This window comes from Rhizobium sp. T1470, assembly GCF_042140505.1.
GTDB lineage: Bacteria > Pseudomonadota > Alphaproteobacteria > Rhizobiales > Rhizobiaceae > Rhizobium > Rhizobium favelukesii.
This window is the reverse complement of the sequence record NZ_CP148093.1, coordinates 104,641-125,554: the sequence shown is the minus strand read 5'-3', so window position 1 is coordinate 125,554 and position 20,914 is coordinate 104,641. Positions and strand designations below refer to the sequence as shown.

Below are 20,914 nucleotides of genomic sequence, written 5' to 3'. Positions count from 1 at the left end.
TAAAGATGGCATGTCGGTCTTCTTCGATGCGCGGCCGTGGCTGCGAACCAAGCGATCAGGATAGGCAGCCTGCAGCGCGATCAGGCTCCTCCAGCGTCTTTGTTGGCAGTGGTACGCTCGCTATCAGATGCGCTGAACTGGCAATGGCGATGGGCCATGTCATTGGTGCGGCTCTGTGTGGCGACCCCATATTCGCAAAGTGGGCGGCTCGCACCAATATCCCATGTGTAGCGAACGTTGAAGAGTTCTGCTCTCTTTTGAGGACCGAGCCAGTCGAGTGGATTTTCTCCGTCTCCAATCCGTTCATATTGCCACCGGACGTGCTTGGGCGCGTGCGTCGAGGTGCTTTCAATTACCACGACGGTCCATTGCCACGATATGCGGGAACGCACGCAACGTCGTGGGCGCTGCTGGCGCAAGAGACCGAATATGCCATCACGTGGCATCGTATCGATAATGGTGTTGATACGGGTGACATCGTGGTTCAGCGCCAAGTGCTGATTGCGCCCACCGATACGGCACTGGCCCTGAACCTCAAATGTTATGAAGCCGCGATCGAGGGTTTTCGCGAGCTCTTAACTGGCCTCGAGAGCGGGAAGCTTGCGGCCGATCCGCAGGCGCTGGTGGACAGAAGCTATTTTCCGAGACGTCGACGCCCAGATGCGGCAGGCTGTCTGCGATGGGATCAATCCGCGCAAAATCTGTCGGCGATGACACGTGCCTTAGACTTTGGGCCATATCATCCCAATCAAATGTGCATGCCCAAGACGCTCATAGGCGATGAGGTTGTCACAATCAGACGCCTGGAGGTGTCCCCCCAGCGCTCGGGCGTTCCGGCAGGTTGCTTGGTTGAAGTCCACCCCAGCCATTGGCGGGTGGCGACGGGTACAGAGGATGTCGATATTTGCTTTGGCGGCCTTGATGGGCAGGTGCTGGACGCGCGAGCCCTCGCCAGGCGCTCCAATCTGGATGAAGGTGATCGCCTTCCGATCTTGAGCGATGAACAGGCGCGGAGCATAACTGTCACTCATGAATTGCTGGCGCCTTCAGAGGAGTTTTGGCGACAGCGGCTTGAGCAACTTAGAATATTGCAGCTTCCTTTCCCGTCGTCGCCCGTGGCTGAAGCGCCGCTCGGATGGCGGTCGAGTTCGTGGTTCATTGCAAGTGCTTTGGCTAACCTGTCGCCACTCGATCGCACGGAATACTTGGTAACGGCTTGGCTGATCTATCTCGCCCGCATCACGGGAGAAACAGAGCTTCAACTGGGATGGACGCCTGCATCGGATCGATCGCAACCTGGCTCTAAAACTGGGGAGGTGCTAATCGCCTCTGTCGTGCCGATGGAAGTTACCATTGATCTTGCACAGGGTTTTAGAAAAGTGCGCAAAACGGTGGCGGCCGAACTCTCACAGCTGAGGGAGCACGCTAGCTTCGCGCGGGATCTTATCGCGCGCTGCCCGACATTGCGAGGTGTAGAGGCGCTACGATCGCGCCAGCCCTGGCCGATTGGCATCACAATCACGAGGGACAGCTGTTCTGCTCCTGGTGATCTGGCGTTGAGCCCAAGTGCTGGGGCAGCCCTATGCGGCGATTTGCTGACGTTTGAGATTTGCGCTCTGGATGGGAGCGTTCGATGGCACTTTGATGCAAGTCGATTAGCGCTCCAGCAGATCGACCGTATGACGCAGCATCTGCAAAATCTGTTGCGTGGTGCGATGGCCGATGCCGGACAGCCGGTCGGTCGCATCGAGCTGCTGTCGTCTGCCGAGCGGACCTACCTGCTGGAGGATCTGAACCGGACGGCGGCGGCCTATCCCTCAGAGGTGTGCATCCATCAACTGTTCGAACAGCAGGTGCAAAAGGCGCCGGAGGCGGTGGCGCTGGTCTATGAGGACGAGCGGCTGAGCTATGGCGCGCTCAATGCGCGCGCCAACCGGCTGGCGCATCATCTGATCGGGCTCGGTGTCAAGCCGGATCAGCCGGTGGCGATCTGTCTGGAGCGCAGCCCGGCGATGGTGGTGGGGCTGCTGGCGATCCTCAAGGCCGGCGGCGCCTATCTGCCGCTCGATCCGACCTATCCCAGCGAGCGGCTGCGGCAGGTGCTCGACGATGCGGCGCCGCGGCTGCTGCTTTGCGATGCGGCCGGCCGCGCTGCGCTCGCCCCCGAGGCGCTGGCCGATCTGACGGTGGTCGATCTGGAGACGGCCACCCCGACCTGGGCGGAGCTGCCGGCCTCCGATCCCGAGCCGCGGGCGCTGGGCCTGACATCCCGCCATCTCGCCTATGTGATCTACACCTCCGGATCCACAGGAACGCCAAAGGGCGTCATGGTCGAGCATCAAAGCCTGGTCAATCTCGGGCTGGCCCAGATCGGGCTTTTCGGCGTTGGTTCAAATAGCCATGTCGTGCAGTTCGCCTCCTTTGGTTTTGATGCAAGTGTTTCGGAGCTTGTCATGGCATTTGGCTCCGGCGCCACATTGCATTTGCCTGCGAATGAGCTCCGTCAGGCGGGTAATAAGCTATCGGATTACCTGCGAAGCAAAGCCATCAGCCATGCGACGCTACCCCCAGCCTTGCTTCAGGCAAGCAGGCATCTGGAATGTTTGGCGTCGCAAACTCTCATTCTTGCTGGAGAACTGCCGAACGCTGAACTCATCCGAAGTTTGGCCCCGGCATCCATTGCCAACGCCTATGGCCCCACCGAAGCAACAGTCTGCGCGACGGTTTGGAGTTGTCCCGATGATTTTGATGGATCAATCGTCCCGATCGGCCGTCCGATTGCGAACACGCGGGTGTATCTGCTCGACGGCCATGGTGCGCCTGTGCCGTTCGGGGCGGTGGGCGAGCTTTACATCGGCGGGGCGGGGGTGGCGCGCGGCTACCTGAACCGTCCGGATCTGACGGCGGAGCGGTTTATGGCCGATCCGTTCAGTGATGAGCCAGGTGAGCCAGGTGCCCGGATGTACCGGAGCGGCGACCTGGCGCGCTACCTGCCGGACGGCAATCTCGAGTTTCTCGGCCGCAACGACGACCAGGTGAAGATCCGCGGCTTCCGCATCGAGCCTGGCGAGATCGCCGCCCGGCTTTGCGAGCACGCCTGGGTGCGCGAGGCGGTGGTGGTGGCGCACGCGAATGGCGCCGGCGACAAGCGTCTTGTCGCCTATGTGGTTGCGAGGACGACGGACGGGTCGGCCGAAGCCGATGGCGCCGGGCTTGCTGCGTCGTTGCGGGCGCATCTGGGTGGCCTGCTGCCGGACTACATGGTGCCGTCGGCCTTCGTGCTGTTGGAAGCACTGCCGTTGACGGCGAACGGCAAGCTCGACCGCAAGGCGCTGCCGGTCCCCGACGACGACGCCTATGCGCGTCGGGCCTACGAGGCGCCGCAGGGCGAGATCGAGACGGCGCTGGCCGCGATCTGGGCCGAGCTTCTCGGGATCGAGCGGGTCGGGCGCCACGACAACTTCTTCGAACTCGGCGGCCACTCATTGTTGGCCGTGCAGCTGATGGAGCGGCTGCGGCGGCTGTCGCTGGGGGTGGGGGTGCGCACCCTATTCGCCCAGCCGGTGCTTTGCGATCTGGCCGCAAGTCTTGGCAGCCACCGGGAGGTGGCGGTGCCGGCCAACCTGATCGGCGAACAGAGCACGGCGATCACGCCGCAGATGCTGCCGCTGATCGAGCTGGTCCAGCCGGAGATCGACCGGATCGTGTCGACGGTGCCCGGCGGCGTCGGCAATATCCAGGATATCTATGGCCTGTCGCCGCTGCAGGACGGCATCCTGTTCCATCATCTGTTGGCCAGCCGCGGCGATCCCTACCTGCTGGTGTCGCAGATGGTGTTTGCCGATCGGGGTGTGCTCGATCGCTATCTTGCTGCGGTTCAACAGGTGGTCGACCGCCACGACATTCTGCGCACGACCTTTGTCTGGGAGGGGCTGTCAAGCCCGGCCCAGGTGGTCTGGCGCAAGGCGCCGCTGGAAGTGCGCGAGGTCGAGCTGGATGAGGATGGCGGTCCCGGTTCCGAGCAGCTGAAGCGCCGGTTCGATCCGCGTCAGTATCGCATTGATCTTGGCCGGGCGCCGTTGTTGCGGATTGTCATCGCCCGCGAGCCGGGCAGCACACGCTGGCTGCTGTTGGAGCTGCAGCACCATCTGATCGGCGATCACACGACGCTGGAGATCATGCATGCCGAGGTGCGGGCGGTGCTGGAAGGACGCGGGCATGAGCTTGCCGCACCGCAGCCGTTCCGCAATCTGGTGGCGCAGGCGCGGCTGGGTGTCGATGCCAAGGCGCATGAAGCGTTCTTCCGCTCGATGCTGACCGACATCGACGAGCCGACGCTGCCGTTCGGGCTCAGCCAAGTGCATGGCGACGGCAGCGGGGTTGGCGAGGCGCATCGGATGTTGCCGCAGGCGCTCAACGATCGGCTGCGGGCCCAGGCGCGGCGGCTGGGGGTGAGTCTGGCCAGCCTCTGCCATCTGGCCTGGGGTCAGGTGGTGGCGCTGAGCAGCGGCCGCGAGCAGGTGGTGTTCGGCACGGTGCTGTTCGGCCGCATGCATGCCGGTGCGGGCGCCGACCGTGCCATGGGCTTGTTCATGAACACCCTGCCCGTGCGGCTCGACCTGGACGGCACCGGGGCCGAGGCGAGCGTGCGGGCTACGCATGCGCGGCTTTCCGAGCTGCTGGCACACGAGCATGCCTCGCTGGCACGGGCGCAACGTTGCAGCGGCGTTGCGCCGCCGGCGCCGCTGTTCAGCGCGCTGTTGAACTACCGCCACAACACGCCGGCGGCCATGTCGGGTTCCGGACCGGATGATGGGCTGGCGGGGGTGGAATGGCTGGGCGCGGAGGAACGCACCAACTATCCGCTGAGCCTGTCGGTGGAGGATTTTGGCGAGGCGCTCGGGCTGACGGCGCAGGTGGCCGAGCCGATCTCTGCGGATCGGGTCTGCGGCTACATGCAGCGGGCGCTCGAGCAACTGGCCGACGCGCTGGAGCAAGCGCCCGATAGGCCGGTGCGCGAGCTGGATATCCTGCCGGCCGACGAGCGCACCTACCTGCTGGAGGATCTGAACCGGACGGCGGCGGCCTATCCCTCAGAAGTGTGCATCCACGAGCTGTTCGAACAGCAGGTGCAAAAGGCGCCGGAGGCGGTGGCGCTGGTCCATGATGACGAGCGGGTGAGCTATGGCGAGCTCAATGCGCGGGCCAACCGGCTGGCCCATCATCTGATCGGGCTCGGGGTCAAGCCGGATCAGCCGGTGGCGATCTGTCTGGAGCGCAGCCTGGCGATGGTGGTGGGGCTGCTGGCGATCCTCAAGGCCGGCGGCGCCTATCTGCCGCTCGATCCGACCTATCCCAGCGAACGGCTGCGGCAGGTGCTCGACGATGCCGCGCCGCGGCTGCTGCTTTGCGATGCCGCCGGACTCGCCGCCCTCGCCCCCGAGGCGCCGGCCGATCTGACGGTGGTGGACCTTGATACCGCAACACCGGCCTGGGCGGACCAGCCGGCTTCCGATCCCGACCCGCGGGCACTGGGCCTGACCGCCCGCAATCTCGCCTATGTCATCTACACCTCAGGCTCGACCGGCAAACCTAAGGGCGTCATGGTCGAGCATGCACAGATTGTTCGTTTGTTCGAGGCAATTCAGGACCCGTATGGCTTCACCGAACGCGACGTGTGGTGTCTGTTCCATTCCTTCTCGTTCGATTTCTCGGTGTGGGAGTTGTGGGGGGCACTGCGCCATGGCGGGTGTGTGGTTCTCGTGCCGAGCCATTCTGCGCGCTCCCCTTCAGACTTCCACGATCTAATCTGCAAGTCTGGAGTCACAGTTCTGAACCAGACTCCCTCGGCTTTCAAAGCTCTCATGGATGTGGAGTGTCACAGCAGTGCCCGGAACCGACTTCGATATGTGATCTTTGGTGGGGAGGCTCTGGAGCCATCGATCCTGAAGCGGTGGTATGCAAGGCATTCCGATTGCCGCCCACAATTGATCAACATGTACGGCATCACGGAAGCGACCGTGCATGTAACCTATCGACCGCTTAATCAGTCTGACACTTCCGAGCCCGGCAGTCCGATTGGAAAGCGCATCCCCGACCTGCGCATTTATCTGCTCGACGGCCATGGCGCGCCTGTGCCGTTCGGGGCGGTGGGCGAGCTCTACATCGGCGGGGCGGGGGTGGCGCGCGGCTACCTGAACCGTCCGGATCTGACGGCGGAGCGGTTCCTGGCGGATCCGTTCAGTGATGAGCCAGGTGAGCCAGGAGCGCGGATGTACCGGAGCGGCGACCTGGCGCGCTACCTGCCGGACGGCAATCTCGAGTTTCTGGGCCGCAACGACGAGCAGGTGAAGATCCGCGGCTTCCGCATCGAGCCTGGCGAGATCGCCGCCCGGCTTTGCGAGCACGCCTGGGTGCGCGAGGCGGTGGTGGTGGCGCACGCGAATGGCGCCGGCGACAAGCGTCTTGTCGCCTATGTGGTTGCGAGGACGACGGACGGGTCGGCCGAAGCCGATGGCGCCGGGCTTGCTGCGTCGTTGCGGGCGCATCTGGGTGGCCTGCTGCCGGACTATATGGTGCCGTCGGCCTTCGTGCGGCTGGAAGCACTGCCGTTGACGCCGAACGGCAAGCTCGACCGCAAGGCGCTGCCGGTCCCCGACGACGACGCCTATGCGCGTCGGGCCTACGAGGCGCCGCAGGGCGAGATCGAGACGGCGCTGGCCGCGATCTGGGCCGAGCTTCTCGGGATCGAGCGGGTCGGGCGCCACGACAACTTCTTCGAACTCGGCGGCCACTCATTGTTGGCCGTGCAGCTGATGGAGCGGCTGCGGCGGCTGTCGCTGGGGGTGGGGGTGCGCACCCTATTCGCCCAGCCGGTGCTTTGCGATCTGGCCGCAAGTCTTGGCAGCCACCGGGAGGTGGCGGTGCCGGCCAACCTGATCGGCGAACAGAGCACGGCGATCACGCCGCAGATGCTGCCGCTGATCGAGCTGGTCCAGCCGGAGATCGACCGGATCGTGTCGACGGTGCCCGGCGGCGTCGGCAATATCCAGGATATCTATGGCCTGTCGCCGCTGCAGGACGGCATCCTGTTCCATCATCTGCTGGCCAGCCGCGGCGATCCCTACCTGCTGGTGTCGCAGATGGTGTTTGCCGATCGGGGTGTGCTCGATCGCTATCTTGCTGCGGTTCAACAGGTGGTCGACCGCCACGACATTCTGCGCACGACCTTTGTCTGGGAGGGGCTGTCAAGCCCGGCCCAGGTGGTCTGGCGCAAGGCGCCGCTGGAAGTGCGCGAGGTCGAGCTGGATGAGGATGGCGGTCCCGGTTCCGAGCAGCTGAAGCGCCGGTTCGATCCGCGTCAGTATCGCATTGATCTTGGCCGGGCGCCGTTGTTGCGGATTGTCATCGCCCGCGAGCCGGGCAGCACACGCTGGCTGCTGTTGGAGCTGCAGCACCATCTGATCGGCGATCACACGACGCTGGAGATCATGCATGCCGAGGTGCGGGCGGTGCTGGAAGGACGCGGGCATGAGCTTGCCGCGCCGCAGCCGTTCCGCAATCTGGTGGCGCAGGCGCGGCTTGGCATGGATGCCAAAGCGCATGAAGCGTTCTTCCGCTCGATGCTGGCCGACATCGACGAGCCGACCCTGCCGTTCGGGCTAAGCCAAGTGCATGGCGACGGCAGCGGGGTTGGCGAGGCGCATCGGATGTTGCCGCAGGCGCTCAACGAGCGGCTGCGGCAACAGGCGCGGCGGCTGGGGGTGAGCCTGGCCAGCCTTTGCCATCTGGCCTGGGCCCAGGTGGTGGCGCTGAGCAGCGGCCGCGAGCAGGTGGTGTTCGGCACGGTGCTGTTCGGCCGCATGCATGCCGGTGCCGGCGCCGACCGTGCCATGGGCTTGTTCATCAACACCTTGCCCATCCGGCTCGACCTGGACGGGACTGGAGTTGAGGAAAGTCTGCGTATCGCCCACGCCCGTCTGGCCGAATTGCTCTCACACGAGCATGCCTCGCTGGCCTTGGCGCAACGCTGCAGCGGCGTTGCGCCGCCGGCGCCGCTGTTCAGCGCGCTGTTGAACTACCGCCACAACACGCCGGCGGCCATGTCGGGTTCCGGACCGGATGATGGGCTGGCGGGGGTGGAATGGCTGGGCGCGGAGGAACGCACCAACTATCCGCTGAGCCTGTCGGTGGAGGATTTTGGCGAGGCGCTCGGCCTGACGGCGCAGGTGGCCGAGCCGATCTCTGCGGATCGGGTCTGCGGCTACATGCAGCGGGCGCTCGAGCAACTGGCCGACGCACTGGAATATGCCCCCGATAGGCCGGTGCGCGAGCTGGATATCCTGCCGGCCGACGAGCGCACCTACCTGCTGGAGGATCTGAACCGGACGGCGGCACCTTACCCGTCGGATCTTTGCGTGCATGAGCTGTTCGAGGCGCAGGTGCGCCGGGCGCCCGACGCGGTGGCGCTGGTCTATGAGGACGAGCGGCTGAGCTATGGCGCGCTCAATGCGCGGGCCAACCTGCTGGCGCATCATCTGATCGGGCTCGGCGTCAAGCCGGATCAGCCGGTGGCGATCTGTCTGGAGCGCAGCCCGGCGATGGTGGTGGGGCTGCTGGCGATCCTCAAGGCCGGCGGCGCCTATCTGCCGCTCGATCCGACCTATCCCAGCGAACGGCTGCGGCAGTTGCTCGACGATGCCGGCCCGCGGCTGCTGCTTTGCGACGCCGCCGGCCGCGCGGCGTTGGGCGCCGAGGCAATCGCCGATCTGAGCGTGGTCGATCTCGATGCGGCCACGCCCGCCTGGGCGGAGCTGCCGGCCTCCGATCCCGAGCCGCGGGCGCTGGGCCTGACATCCCACAATCTCGCCTATGTCATCTACACATCGGGATCCACCGGCACGCCGAAGGGCGTCATGGTCGAGCATGCGAGCGTACTGAATTTCCTATATGCTTTTTCGGATATCGCGAGGATCTCTGAACGGGATGTACTCCTAGCGATCACAACCATCTCGTTTGATATCGCGGGGATGGAGTTATATCTTCCATTGGGCGCGGGAGGCACAGTCGTCCTTGCCAACCGTAAGGATGCTCCGGATGCTGTGGCGTTGCAGCAACTTCTGGTCCATCACAAGATTTCTATGATGCAGGCCACTCCGGCGACGTGGCGCATGCTATTAGATGCCGGCTGGCAAGGAACACCGGACGTAAGTGTGTTGTGTGGAGGCGAAGCATTACCTGCAAATCTGGCGTCACGTCTTAACAGAGGAGCGAGGTCTCTAAGGAATCTCTACGGTCCGACCGAAACAACGATCTGGTCGTCCAGTTTTCCTATTGAAACGAGCATTGGTGAGCTCCATCACAACGTCCCGATCGGCCGTCCGATTGCGAACACGCGGGTGTATCTGCTCGACGGCCATGGTGCGCCTGTGCCGTTCGGGGCGGTGGGCGAGCTTTACATCGGCGGGGCGGGGGTGGCGCGCGGCTACCTGAACCGTCCGGATCTGACGGCGGAGCGGTTTATGGCCGATCCGTTCAGTGATGAGCCAGGTGAGCCAGGTGCCCGGATGTACCGGAGCGGCGACCTGGCGCGCTACCTGCCGGACGGCAATCTGGAATTCCTCGGCCGCAACGACGACCAGGTGAAGATCCGTGGCTTCCGCATCGAGCCTGGCGAGATCGCCGCCCGGCTTTGCGAGCACGCCTGGGTGCGCGAGGCGGTGATGGTGGCGCACGAGGATGGCGCCGGCGACAAGCGGCTTGTCGCCTATGTGGTCTGTGGACCCGAGACGGTATCGGACGACGAAGATGACGGAAGCGGGCTTGCCGGCGCCTTGCGCGCGTATGTGAGCGGGCGACTGCCGGACTATATGGTGCCGTCGGCCTTCGTGCGGCTGGAAGCACTGCCGTTGACGGCGAACGGCAAGCTCGATCGCAAGGCGCTGCCGGCGCCGGACGACGACGCCTATGCGCGAGCGGGTTATGAGGCACCGCGCGGCGCGGTCGAGACGGCGCTGGCCGCGATCTGGGCCGAGCTTCTCGGGATCGAGCGGATCGGCCGCCACGACAACTTCTTCGAACTCGGCGGCCACTCGCTGCTGGCGGTGCAACTGTTGAGCCGGCTGTCGCAGGCCGTTGGTGTGGAACTGCCGCTGGCGACGCTGTTTGCCAAGCCGGTGCTTTCCGATCTGGCGGCAAGCATCGTCGAGCTGTTGAGCCGCGCCGGTCCGCATGACCTGCCGGCGATTGCGGCCGTATCGCGTCACGAGCCGCTTGTGCTGTCGTTTGCGCAGCAGCGGCTATGGTTTTTGGCGCAGCTGGACGAAGGCGGCACGAACTATCACATGCCGCTGGGGTGGCGGCTGCGGGGGGCGCTCAACCGCAGCGCCTGGCAGCGCAGCCTCGACCACTTGTTTGCCCGTCACGAGGCGCTGCGCAGTGTCTTTGTCGCACCGCAGGGCAAGCCCCGGGTTGAGGTTCTGCCGCCGGATGCGGGACTGCCGGTGGTCGAGCACGATCTGCGGGACAGGCCGGATGCGCAAGCCGCGCTTTCGGATCTGTGCCATGAAGAGGCGCACACGCCGTTCGATCTGGCGCGTGGGCCGCTGATCCGCGGGCGGCTGATCCGGATGTCGGATGACGACCATGTCTTCCTGCTGACGCAGCATCACATCGTCTCGGACGGCTGGTCGATGGGCGTGCTGGTGCGTGAGCTGAGCAGTCTTTACCGGGCGTTTGAGGCCGGGCGCGACGATCCGTTGCCGCCGCTGGCGATCCAGTACTCGGATTATGCCGCCTGGCAACGACAATGGCTGTCGGGGGAACGGCTGCAGACCCAGGCGCAATATTGGCGCGACACCCTGTATGGCGCGCCGGCCCGTCTTGCGCTGCCGACGGACTGGCCGCGGCCGGCGCAGCAGTCGTTTGCCGGCGCGAGCGTGCCGGTCGTCATCGATGCGGATCTGACGCGCGGCTTGAAGCGGCTGAGCCGGCAGCATGGCACGACGTTGTTCATGACGATGCTGGCGGCCTGGGCAGCGGTGCTGTCGCGTCTGTCGGGGCAGGACGACCTTGTCATCGGCGTGCCGAGCGCCAATCGCTGCCGGCGCGAGATCGAAGAGCTGATCGGCTTCTTCGTCAACACCCTGGCGCTTCGGATCGACCTGTCGGGCGAGCCGAGCGTGTCCGATCTCCTGGAGCGGACGCGGCGCGCAGCCTTGACTGCACAGGAGCATCAGGACCTGCCGTTCGAGCAGGTCGTCGACATCGTCCAGCCACCTAGGCATCTTGATCACACGCCGTTGTTTCAGGTGATGCTGGCCTGGCAGAACAACACCGTTGAGTCGCTCGATCTAGCCGGGTTGAGCGTGGGGGCTGCGGGCGAGGAGTTCGAACAGGTCAAGTTCGATCTGGAACTGAACCTGGGAGAGCAGGGCGAGGTCATCGCCGGGACTCTGGGTTATGCGACGGCGTTGTTCGACCGGGCGACGATCGAGCGGCAGCGTGGCTATCTGTTGGCGCTGCTGCGGGCGATGGTTGCCGATGCCGGACAGCCGGTCGGTCGCATCGAGCTGCTGTCCTCTGCCGAGCGGACCTACCTGCTGGAGGAGTTGAACCGGACGGAAGCGGACTATCCGTCGGATCTTTGCGTGCATGAGCTGTTCGAGGCGCAGGTGCGCCGGGCGCCCGACGCGGTGGCGCTGGTCTATGAGGACGAGCGGCTGAGCTATGGCGCGCTCAATGCGCGGGCCAACCGGCTGGCCCATCATCTGATCGGGCTCGGGGTCAAGCCGGATCAGCCGGTGGCGATCTGCGTCGAGCGCAGCCCGGCGATGGTGGTGGGGCTGCTGGCGATCCTCAAGGCCGGCGGCGCCTATCTGCCGCTCGATCCGACCTATCCCAGCGAACGGCTGCGGCAGGTGCTCGACGATGCGGCGCCGCGACTGCTGCTGGCCGATGCGGCCGGACAATCTGCGCTCGGCGCCGAGGCGCTGGCCGATGTGACGGTGGTCGATCTGGAGACGGCCACCCCGGCCTGGGCGGAGCAGCCGGCCTCCGATCCCGAGCCGCGGGCGCTGGGCCTGACCGCCCGCCATCTCGCCTATGTGATCTACACCTCAGGCTCGACCGGAACCCCCAAAGGAGCACAGAATGAGCATCGGGCTATTATCAACCGCCTGACCTGGATGCAAAAAGCCTACGCGCTCAAGGCAACTGATGTCGTCTTGCAGAAGACGTCATTTGGCTTCGATGTCTCGGCCTGGGAGTTCTTCTGGACATTGCTTGAAGGAGCGACCCTGGTGCTGGCGCAGCCTGATGCACATAAAGACCCCGATGCGCTTGTAAACTTGATAATTAGCCAACGCATCACCACTGCACACTTTGTACCATCCATGCTGATCAGCTTTATGGACGCCAAGGGTGTTGATCGCTGCACATCGCTGCAGCGCCTCCTGTGCAGTGGCGAGGCGCTTCCTGCCGACAGCGTGCACAAGGTTCGGCGCGTATTGCCTTGGAGTGGCCTGCACAATCTATACGGTCCCACGGAAGCTGCCATCGACGTTACAGCGTGGAGTTGTCCCGATGATTTTGATGGATCAATCGTCCCGATTGGGCGTCCGATTGCGAACACGCGGGTGTATCTGCTCGACGGCCATGGCGCGCCTGTGCCGTTCGGGGCGGTGGGCGAGCTCTACATCGGCGGGGCGGGGGTGGCGCGCGGCTACCTGAACCGTCCGGAGCTGACGGCGGAGCGGTTTATGGCCGATCCGTTCAGTGATGAGCCAGGTGAGCCAGGAGCGCGGATGTACCGGACCGGCGACCTGGCGCGCTACCTGCCGGACGGCAATCTCGAGTTTCTGGGCCGCAACGACGAGCAGGTGAAGATCCGCGGCTTCCGCATCGAGCCTGGCGAGATCGCCGCCCGGCTTTGCGAGCACGCCTGGGTGCGCGAGGCGGTGGTGGTGGCGCACGCGAATGGCGCCGGCGACAAGCGTCTTGTCGCCTATGTGGTTGCGAGGACGACGGACGGGTCGGCCGAAGCCGATGGCGCCGGGCTTGCTGCGTCGTTGCGGGCGCATCTGGGTGGCCTGCTGCCGGACTACATGGTGCCGTCGGCCTTCGTGCGGCTGGAAGCACTGCCGTTGACGCCGAACGGCAAGCTCGACCGCAAGGCGCTGCCGGTCCCCGACGACGACGCCTATGCGCGTCGGGCCTACGAGGCGCCGCAGGGCGAGATCGAGACGGCGCTGGCCGCGATCTGGGCCGAGCTTCTCGGGATCGAGCGGGTCGGGCGCCACGACAACTTCTTCGAACTCGGCGGCCACTCATTGTTGGCCGTGCAGCTGATGGAGCGGCTGCGGCGGCTGTCGCTGGGGGTGGGGGTGCGCACCCTATTCGCCCAGCCGGTGCTTTGCGATCTGGCCGCAAGTCTTGGCAGCCACCGGGAGGTGGCGGTGCCGGCCAACCTGATCGGCGAACAGAGCACGGCGATCACGCCGCAGATGCTGCCGCTGATCGAGCTGGTCCAGCCGGAGATCGACCGGATCGTGTCGACGGTGCCCGGCGGCGTCGGCAATATCCAGGATATCTATGGCCTGTCGCCGCTGCAGGACGGCATCCTGTTCCATCATCTGCTGGCCAGCCGCGGCGATCCCTACCTGCTGGTGTCGCAGATGGTGTTTGCCGATCGGGGTGTGCTCGATCGCTATCTTGCTGCGGTTCAACAGGTGGTCGACCGCCACGACATTCTGCGCACGACCTTTGTCTGGGAGGGGCTGTCAAGCCCGGCCCAGGTGGTCTGGCGCAAGGCGCCGCTGGAAGTGCGCGAGGTCGAGCTGGATGAGGATGGCGGTCCCGGTTCCGAGCAGCTGAAGCGCCGGTTCGATCCGCGTCAGTATCGCATTGATCTTGGCCGGGCGCCGTTGTTGCGGATTGTCATCGCCCGCGAGCCGGGCAGCACACGCTGGCTGCTGTTGGAGCTGCAGCACCATCTGATCGGCGATCACACGACGCTGGAGATCATGCATGCCGAGGTGCGGGCGGTGCTGGAAGGACGCGGGCATGAGCTTGCCGCGCCGCAGCCGTTCCGCAATCTGGTGGCGCAGGCGCGGCTTGGCATGGATGCCAAAGCGCATGAAGCGTTCTTCCGCTCGATGCTGGCCGACATCGACGAGCCGACCCTGCCGTTCGGGCTAAGCCAAGTGCATGGCGACGGCAGCGGGGTTGGCGAGGCGCATCGGATGTTGCCGCAGGCGCTCAACGAGCGGCTGCGGCAACAGGCGCGGCGGCTGGGGGTGAGCCTGGCCAGCCTTTGCCATCTGGCCTGGGCCCAGGTGGTGGCGCTGAGCAGCGGCCGCGAGCAGGTGGTGTTCGGCACGGTGCTGTTCGGCCGCATGCATGCCGGTGCCGGCGCCGACCGTGCCATGGGCTTGTTCATCAACACCTTGCCCATCCGGCTCGACCTGGACGGGACTGGAGTTGAGGAAAGTCTGCGTATCGCCCACGCCCGTCTGGCCGAATTGCTCTCACACGAGCATGCCTCGCTGGCCTTGGCGCAACGCTGCAGCGGCGTTGCGCCGCCGGCGCCGCTGTTCAGCGCGCTGTTGAACTACCGCCACAACACGCCGGCGGCCATGTCGGGTTCCGGACCGGATGATGGGCTGGCGGGGGTGGAATGGCTGGGCGCGGAGGAACGCACCAACTATCCGCTGAGCCTGTCGGTGGAGGATTTTGGCGAGGCGCTCGGCCTGACGGCGCAGGTGGCCGAGCCGATCTCTGCGGATCGGGTCTGCGGCTACATGCAGCGGGCGCTCGAGCAACTGGCCGACGCACTGGAATATGCCCCCGATAGGCCGGTGCGCGAGCTGGATATCCTGCCGGCCGACGAGCGCACCTACCTGCTGGAGGATCTGAACCGGACGGCGGCACCTTACCCGCCGGATCTGTGCATCCACGAGCTCTTCGAGGCGCAGGTGCGGCAGGCGCCGGAGGCGGTGGCGGTGGTCCATGATGACGAGCGGGTGAGCTATGGCGAGCTCAATGCGCGGGCCAACCGGCTGGCGCATCATCTGATCGGGCTCGGGGTCAAGCCGGATCAGCCGGTGGCGATCTGCGTCGAGCGCAGCCCGGCGATGGTGGTGGGGCTGCTGGCGATCCTCAAGGCCGGCGGCGCCTATCTGCCGCTCGATCCGACCTATCCCAGCGAACGGCTGCGGCAGGTGCTCGACGATGCGGCGCCGCGACTGCTGCTGGCCGATGCGGCCGGACAATCTGCGCTCGGCGCCGAGGCGCTGGCCGATGTGACGGTGGTCGATCTGGAGACGGCCACCCCGGCCTGGGCGGAGCAGCCGGCCTCCGATCCCGAGCCGCGGGCGCTGGGCCTGACCGCCCGCCATCTCGCCTATGTGATCTACACCTCAGGCTCGACCGGAACCCCCAAAGGAGCACAGAATGAGCATCGGGCTATTATCAACCGCCTGACCTGGATGCAAAAAGCCTACGCGCTCAAGGCAACTGATGTCGTCTTGCAGAAGACGTCATTTGGCTTCGATGTCTCGGCCTGGGAGTTCTTCTGGACATTGCTTGAAGGAGCGACCCTGGTGCTGGCGCAGCCTGATGCACATAAAGACCCCGATGCGCTTGTAAACTTGATAATTAGCCAACGCATCACCACTGCACACTTTGTACCATCCATGCTGATCAGCTTTATGGACGCCAAGGGTGTTGATCGCTGCACATCGCTGCAGCGCCTCCTGTGCAGTGGCGAGACGCTTCCTGCCGACAGCGTGCACAAGGTTCGGCGCGTATTGCCTTGGAGTGGCCTGCACAATCTATACGGTCCCACGGAAGCTGCCATCGACGTTACAGCGTGGAGTTGTCCCGATGATTTTGATGGATCAATCGTCCCGATTGGGCGTCCGATTGCGAACACGCGGATCTATCTTCTGGACGGCCATGGCGCGCCTGTGCCGTTCGGGGCGGTGGGGGAGCTTTACATCGGCGGGGCGGGGGTGGCGCGCGGCTACCTAAACCGTCCGGAGCTGACGGCGGAGCGGTTTATGGCCGATCCGTTCAGTGATGAGCCAGGTGAGCCAGGAGCGCGGATGTACCGGACCGGCGACCTGGCGCGCTACCTGCCGGACGGCAATCTCGAGTTTCTGGGCCGCAACGACGAGCAGGTGAAGATCCGCGGCTTCCGCATCGAGCCTGGCGAGATCGCCGCCCGGCTTTGCGAGCACGCCTGGGTGCGCGAGGCGGTGGTGGTGGCGCACGCGGATGGCGCCGGCGACAAGCGGCTTGTCGCCTATGTGGTCTGTGGACCCGAGACGGTATCGGACGACGAAGATGACGGAAGCGGGCTTGCCGGCGCCTTGCGCGCGTATGTGAGCGGGCGACTGCCGGACTATATGGTGCCGTCGGCCTTCGTGCGGCTGGAAGCACTGCCGTTGACGGCGAACGGCAAGCTCGATCGCAAGGCGCTGCCGGCGCCGGACGACGACGCCTATGCGCGAGCGGGTTATGAGGCGCCGCGCGGCGCGATCGAGACGGCGCTGGCCGCGATCTGGGCCGAGCTTCTCGGGATCGAGCGGATCGGCCGCCACGACAACTTCTTCGAACTCGGCGGCCACTCGCTGCTGGCGGTGCAACTGTTGAGCCGGCTGTCGCAGGCCGTTGGTGTGGAACTGCCGCTGGCGACGCTGTTTGCCAAGCCGGTGCTTTCCGATCTGGCGGCAAGCATCGTCGAGCTGTTGAGCCGCGCCGGTCCGCATGACCTGCCGGCGATTGCGGCCGTATCGCGTCACGAGCCGCTTGTGCTGTCGTTTGCGCAGCAGCGGCTATGGTTTTTGGCGCAGCTGGACGAAGGCGGCACGAACTATCACATGCCGCTGGGGTGGCGGCTGCGGGGGGCGCTCAACCGCAGCGCCTGGCAGCGCAGCCTCGACCACTTGTTTGCCCGTCACGAGGCGCTGCGCAGTGTCTTTGTCGCACCGCAGGGCAAGCCCCGGGTTGAGGTTCTGCCGCCGGATGCGGGACTGCCGGTGGTCGAGCACGATCTGCGGGACAGGCCGGATGCGCAAGCCGCGCTTTCGGATCTGTGCCATGAAGAGGCGCACACGCCGTTCGATCTGGCGCGTGGGCCGCTGATCCGCGGGCGGCTGATCCGGATGTCGGATGACGACCATGTCTTCCTGCTGACGCAGCATCACATCGTCTCGGACGGCTGGTCGATGGGCGTGCTGGTGCGTGAGCTGAGCAGTCTTTACCGGGCGTTTGAGGCCGGGCGCGACGATCCGTTGCCGCCGCTGGCGATCCAGTACTCGGATTATGCCGCCTGGCAACGACAATGGCTGTCGGGGGAACGGCTGCAGACCCAGGCGCAATATTGGCGCGACACCCTGTATGGCGCGCCGGCCCGTCTTGCGCTGCCGACGGACTGGCCGCGGCCGGCGCAGCAGTCGTTTGCCGGCGCGAGCGTGCCGGTCGTCATCGATGCGGATCTGACGCGCGGCTTGAAGCGGCTGAGCCGGCAGCATGGCACGACGTTGTTCATGACGATGCTGGCGGCCTGGGCAGCGGTGCTGTCGCGTCTGTCGGGGCAGGACGACCTTGTCATCGGCGTGCCGAGCGCCAATCGCTGCCGGCGCGAGATCGAAGAGCTGATCGGCTTCTTCGTCAACACCCTGGCGCTTCGGATCGACCTGTCGGGCGAGCCGAGCATGTCCGATCTCCTGGAGCGGACGCGGCGCACAGCCTTGACTGCACAGGAGCATCAGGACCTGCCGTTCGAGCAGGTCGTCGACATCGTGCAGCCACCCAGGCATCTTGATCACACGCCGTTGTTCCAGGTGATGTTGGCCTGGCAGAACAACACCGTTGAGTCGCTCGATCTAGCCGGGTTGAGCGTGGGGGCTGCGGGGGAGGAGTTCGATCAGGTCAAGTTCGATCTGGAACTGAACCTGGGAGAGCAGGGCGAGGTCATCGCCGGGACTCTGGGTTATGCGACGGCGTTGTTCGACCGGGCGACGATCGAGCGGCAGCGTGGCTATCTGTTGGCGCTGCTGCGGGCGATGGTTGCCGATGCAGAGCAGCTGGTCGGTCGCATCGAGCTGCTGTCCTCTGCCGAGCGGACCTACCTGCTGGAGGATCTGAACCGGACGGCGGTGGCCTATCCCTCAGAAGTGTGCATCCATCAGCTGTTCGAACAGCAGGTGCAAAAGGCGCCGGAGGCGGTGGCGCTGGTCTATGAGGACGAGCGGCTGAGCTATGGCGCGCTCAATGCGCGGGCCAACCGGCTGGCGCATCATCTGATCGACCTCGGTGTCAAGCCGGATCAGCCGGTGGCGATCTGCGTCGAGCGCAGCCCGGCGATGGTGGTGGGACTTTTGGCGATCCTCAAGGCCGGCGGCGCCTATCTGCCGCTCGATCCGACCTATCCCAGCGAACGGCTGCGGCAGTTGCTCGACGATGCCGGCCCGCGGCTGCTGCTTTGCGATGCCGCCGGCCGCGCGGCGTTGGGCGCCGAGGCAATCGCCGATCTGAGCGTAGTCGATCTCGATACGGCCACGCCCGCCTGGGCCGACCAGTCCGCTGACGATCCCGACCCGCATGCCCTCGGCCTGACCGCCCACAATCTCGCCTATGTCATCTACACCTCAGGATCCACCGGCAAACCTAAGGGCGTCATGGTCGAGCATGCGAGCGTACTGAATTTCCTATATGCTTTTTCGGATATCGCGAGGATCTCTGAACGGGATGTACTCCTAGCGATCACAACCATCTCGTTTGATATCGCGGGGATGGAGTTATATCTTCCATTGGGCGCGGGAGGCACAGTCGTCCTTGCCAACCGTAAGGATGCTCCGGATGCTGTGGCGTTGCAGCAACTTCTGGTCCATCACAAGATTTCTATGATGCAGGCCACTCCGGCGACGTGGCGCATGCTATTAGATGCCGGCTGGCAAGGAACACCGGACGTAAGTGTGTTGTGTGGAGGCGAAGCATTACCTGCAAATCTGGCGTCACGTCTTAACAGAGGAGCGAGGTCTCTAAGGAATCTCTACGGTCCGACCGAAACAACGATCTGGTCGTCCAGTTTTCCTATTGAAACGAGCATTGGTGAGCTCCATCACAACGTCCCGATCGGCCGTCCGATTGCGAACACGCGGGTGTATCTGCTCGACGGCCATGGTGCGCCTGTGCCGTTCGGGGCGGTGGGCGAGCTTTACATCGGCGGGGCGGGGGTGGCGCGCGGCTACCTGAACCGTCCGGATCTGACGGCGGAGCGGTTTATGGCCGATCCGTTCAGTGATGAGCCAGGTGAGCCAGGAGCGCGGATGTACCGGACCGGCGACCTGGCGCGCTACCTGCCGGACGGCAATCTGGAATTCCTCGGCCGCAACGACGAGCAGGTGAAGATCCGTGGCTTCCGCATCGAGCCTGGCGAGATCGCCGCCCGGCTTTGCGAGCACGCCTGGGTGCGCGAGGCGGTGGTGGTGGCGCACGCGGATGGCGCCGGCGACAAGCGTCTTGTCGCCTATGTGGTCTGTGGACCCGAGACGGTATCGGACGACGAAGATGACGGAAGCGGGCTTGCCGGCGCCTTGCGCGCGTATGTGAGCGGGCGACTGCCGGACTATATGGTGCCGTCGGCCTTCGTGCGGTTGGAAGCACTGCCGTTGACGGCGAACGGCAAGCTCGACCGCAAGGCGCTGCCGGCGCCGGAGGACGACGCCTATGCGCGAGCGGGTTACGAGGCACCGCGCGGCGCGGTCGAGACGGCGCTGGCCGCGATCTGGGCCGAGCTTCTCGGGATCGAGCGGGTCGGCCGCCACGACAACTTCTTCGAACTCGGCGGCCACTCGCTGCTGGCGGTGCAACTGCTCAACCGAGCACGTGATCTTAAGCTGCGGTTTAGCGCCGCCGACGTCTTCCAAGCCCCAATTCTGAAGGAACTTGCCTCTAAGCTTCACTTGGAGCGTCAGCCCAGCAGTCCGGGAGTGATTTCCGTTCAAGCCACGGGGTCACAGCCACCGCTGTTCTTTGTTCCCACAGGTTGGGGTGATTGTTCGTACGTCCTAAGGTTGGTCAAAGAGATGGACATAGATCGTCCCGTCTATGCTCTGCCATGGCCCTCTTTCGAGGACGTTTGTCCACTGACTCTTGAGGCAATAGCCGCGCCGGTCCTCGTGACAATCAAAGGAATCCAGCCACAAGGCCCGTACCGCTTTGCTGGATACTCATCAGGGGCGACCTTGGCTTACGCCATAGCTCAGCGTTTACTGGATCAGGATGAAGTCGTGGCGTTCATGGCATTCATCGATGTTACGCTACCTGCGAATCCATCAAACATAACTCCCACCCAAATGGTATCCGAAGGGGTGCTGGAAACTCTCAAATCCGTAGATGACAAGCACTTGGAACTATTGGAATGCTTCGCTAAACACAGTTCGATTAGCCAGCTGCTTGAGAAGGCGCAGAAAATAGGGGCCATACCTCCGGATCGTCATCTCCCCGATGAGGTTTTGATGTATGAAAGAATTGCGCAATTTCAAAGAGCGCTGCAGTCGTACTGCGCGCCATCCCTGCCAATCGAAATACATCAGTTTTATGCTACTGATTCTGCCCTCAGCCGGCGCTCGCGATGGGGCAAGAACTCGATAGGCCCAGAGACAAGTTCGCCCATGCGCGGCTGGGACCGGATTTTGAGTCCAGGGGCCATTACGGCTGTACCGATTCAGGGCGACCACGTGACGATGATGAGTGTTCCGGAAAACCGCAAAGCTCTGGCGCGGGCCATTTCAACGGCCCTAACCGGGGCTCTTGAAAAAGATCCCTAGAGCATCGCACTTGAATTGAGAATCGAGTGGGGTTTTCACGAGGGTATTGGTGTGATTCACTGCGGTTGGAGGTGAAT

Annotated in this window: 1 protein-coding gene; it reads left to right on the top strand. The window is 64.6% G+C overall.

Annotated elements, in window-relative coordinates; translation table 11 throughout:
- Positions 1-5: 5 nt before the first annotated feature.
- The gene (locus WGT02_RS30290) at positions 6-20,837 is read left to right on the top strand and encodes a non-ribosomal peptide synthase/polyketide synthase (protein ID WP_375679773.1); all 20,832 of its coding nucleotides are present in this window, start codon (positions 6-8) and stop codon (positions 20,835-20,837) included.
- Positions 20,838-20,914 lie beyond the last annotated feature (77 nt).

Excerpts from the sequence above, each read along its gene's own strand:
- WGT02_RS30290 (WP_375679773.1), top strand. The coding sequence starts at position 6 with ATGGCATGTCGGTCTTCTTCGATGCGCGGCCGTGGCTGCGAACCAAGC.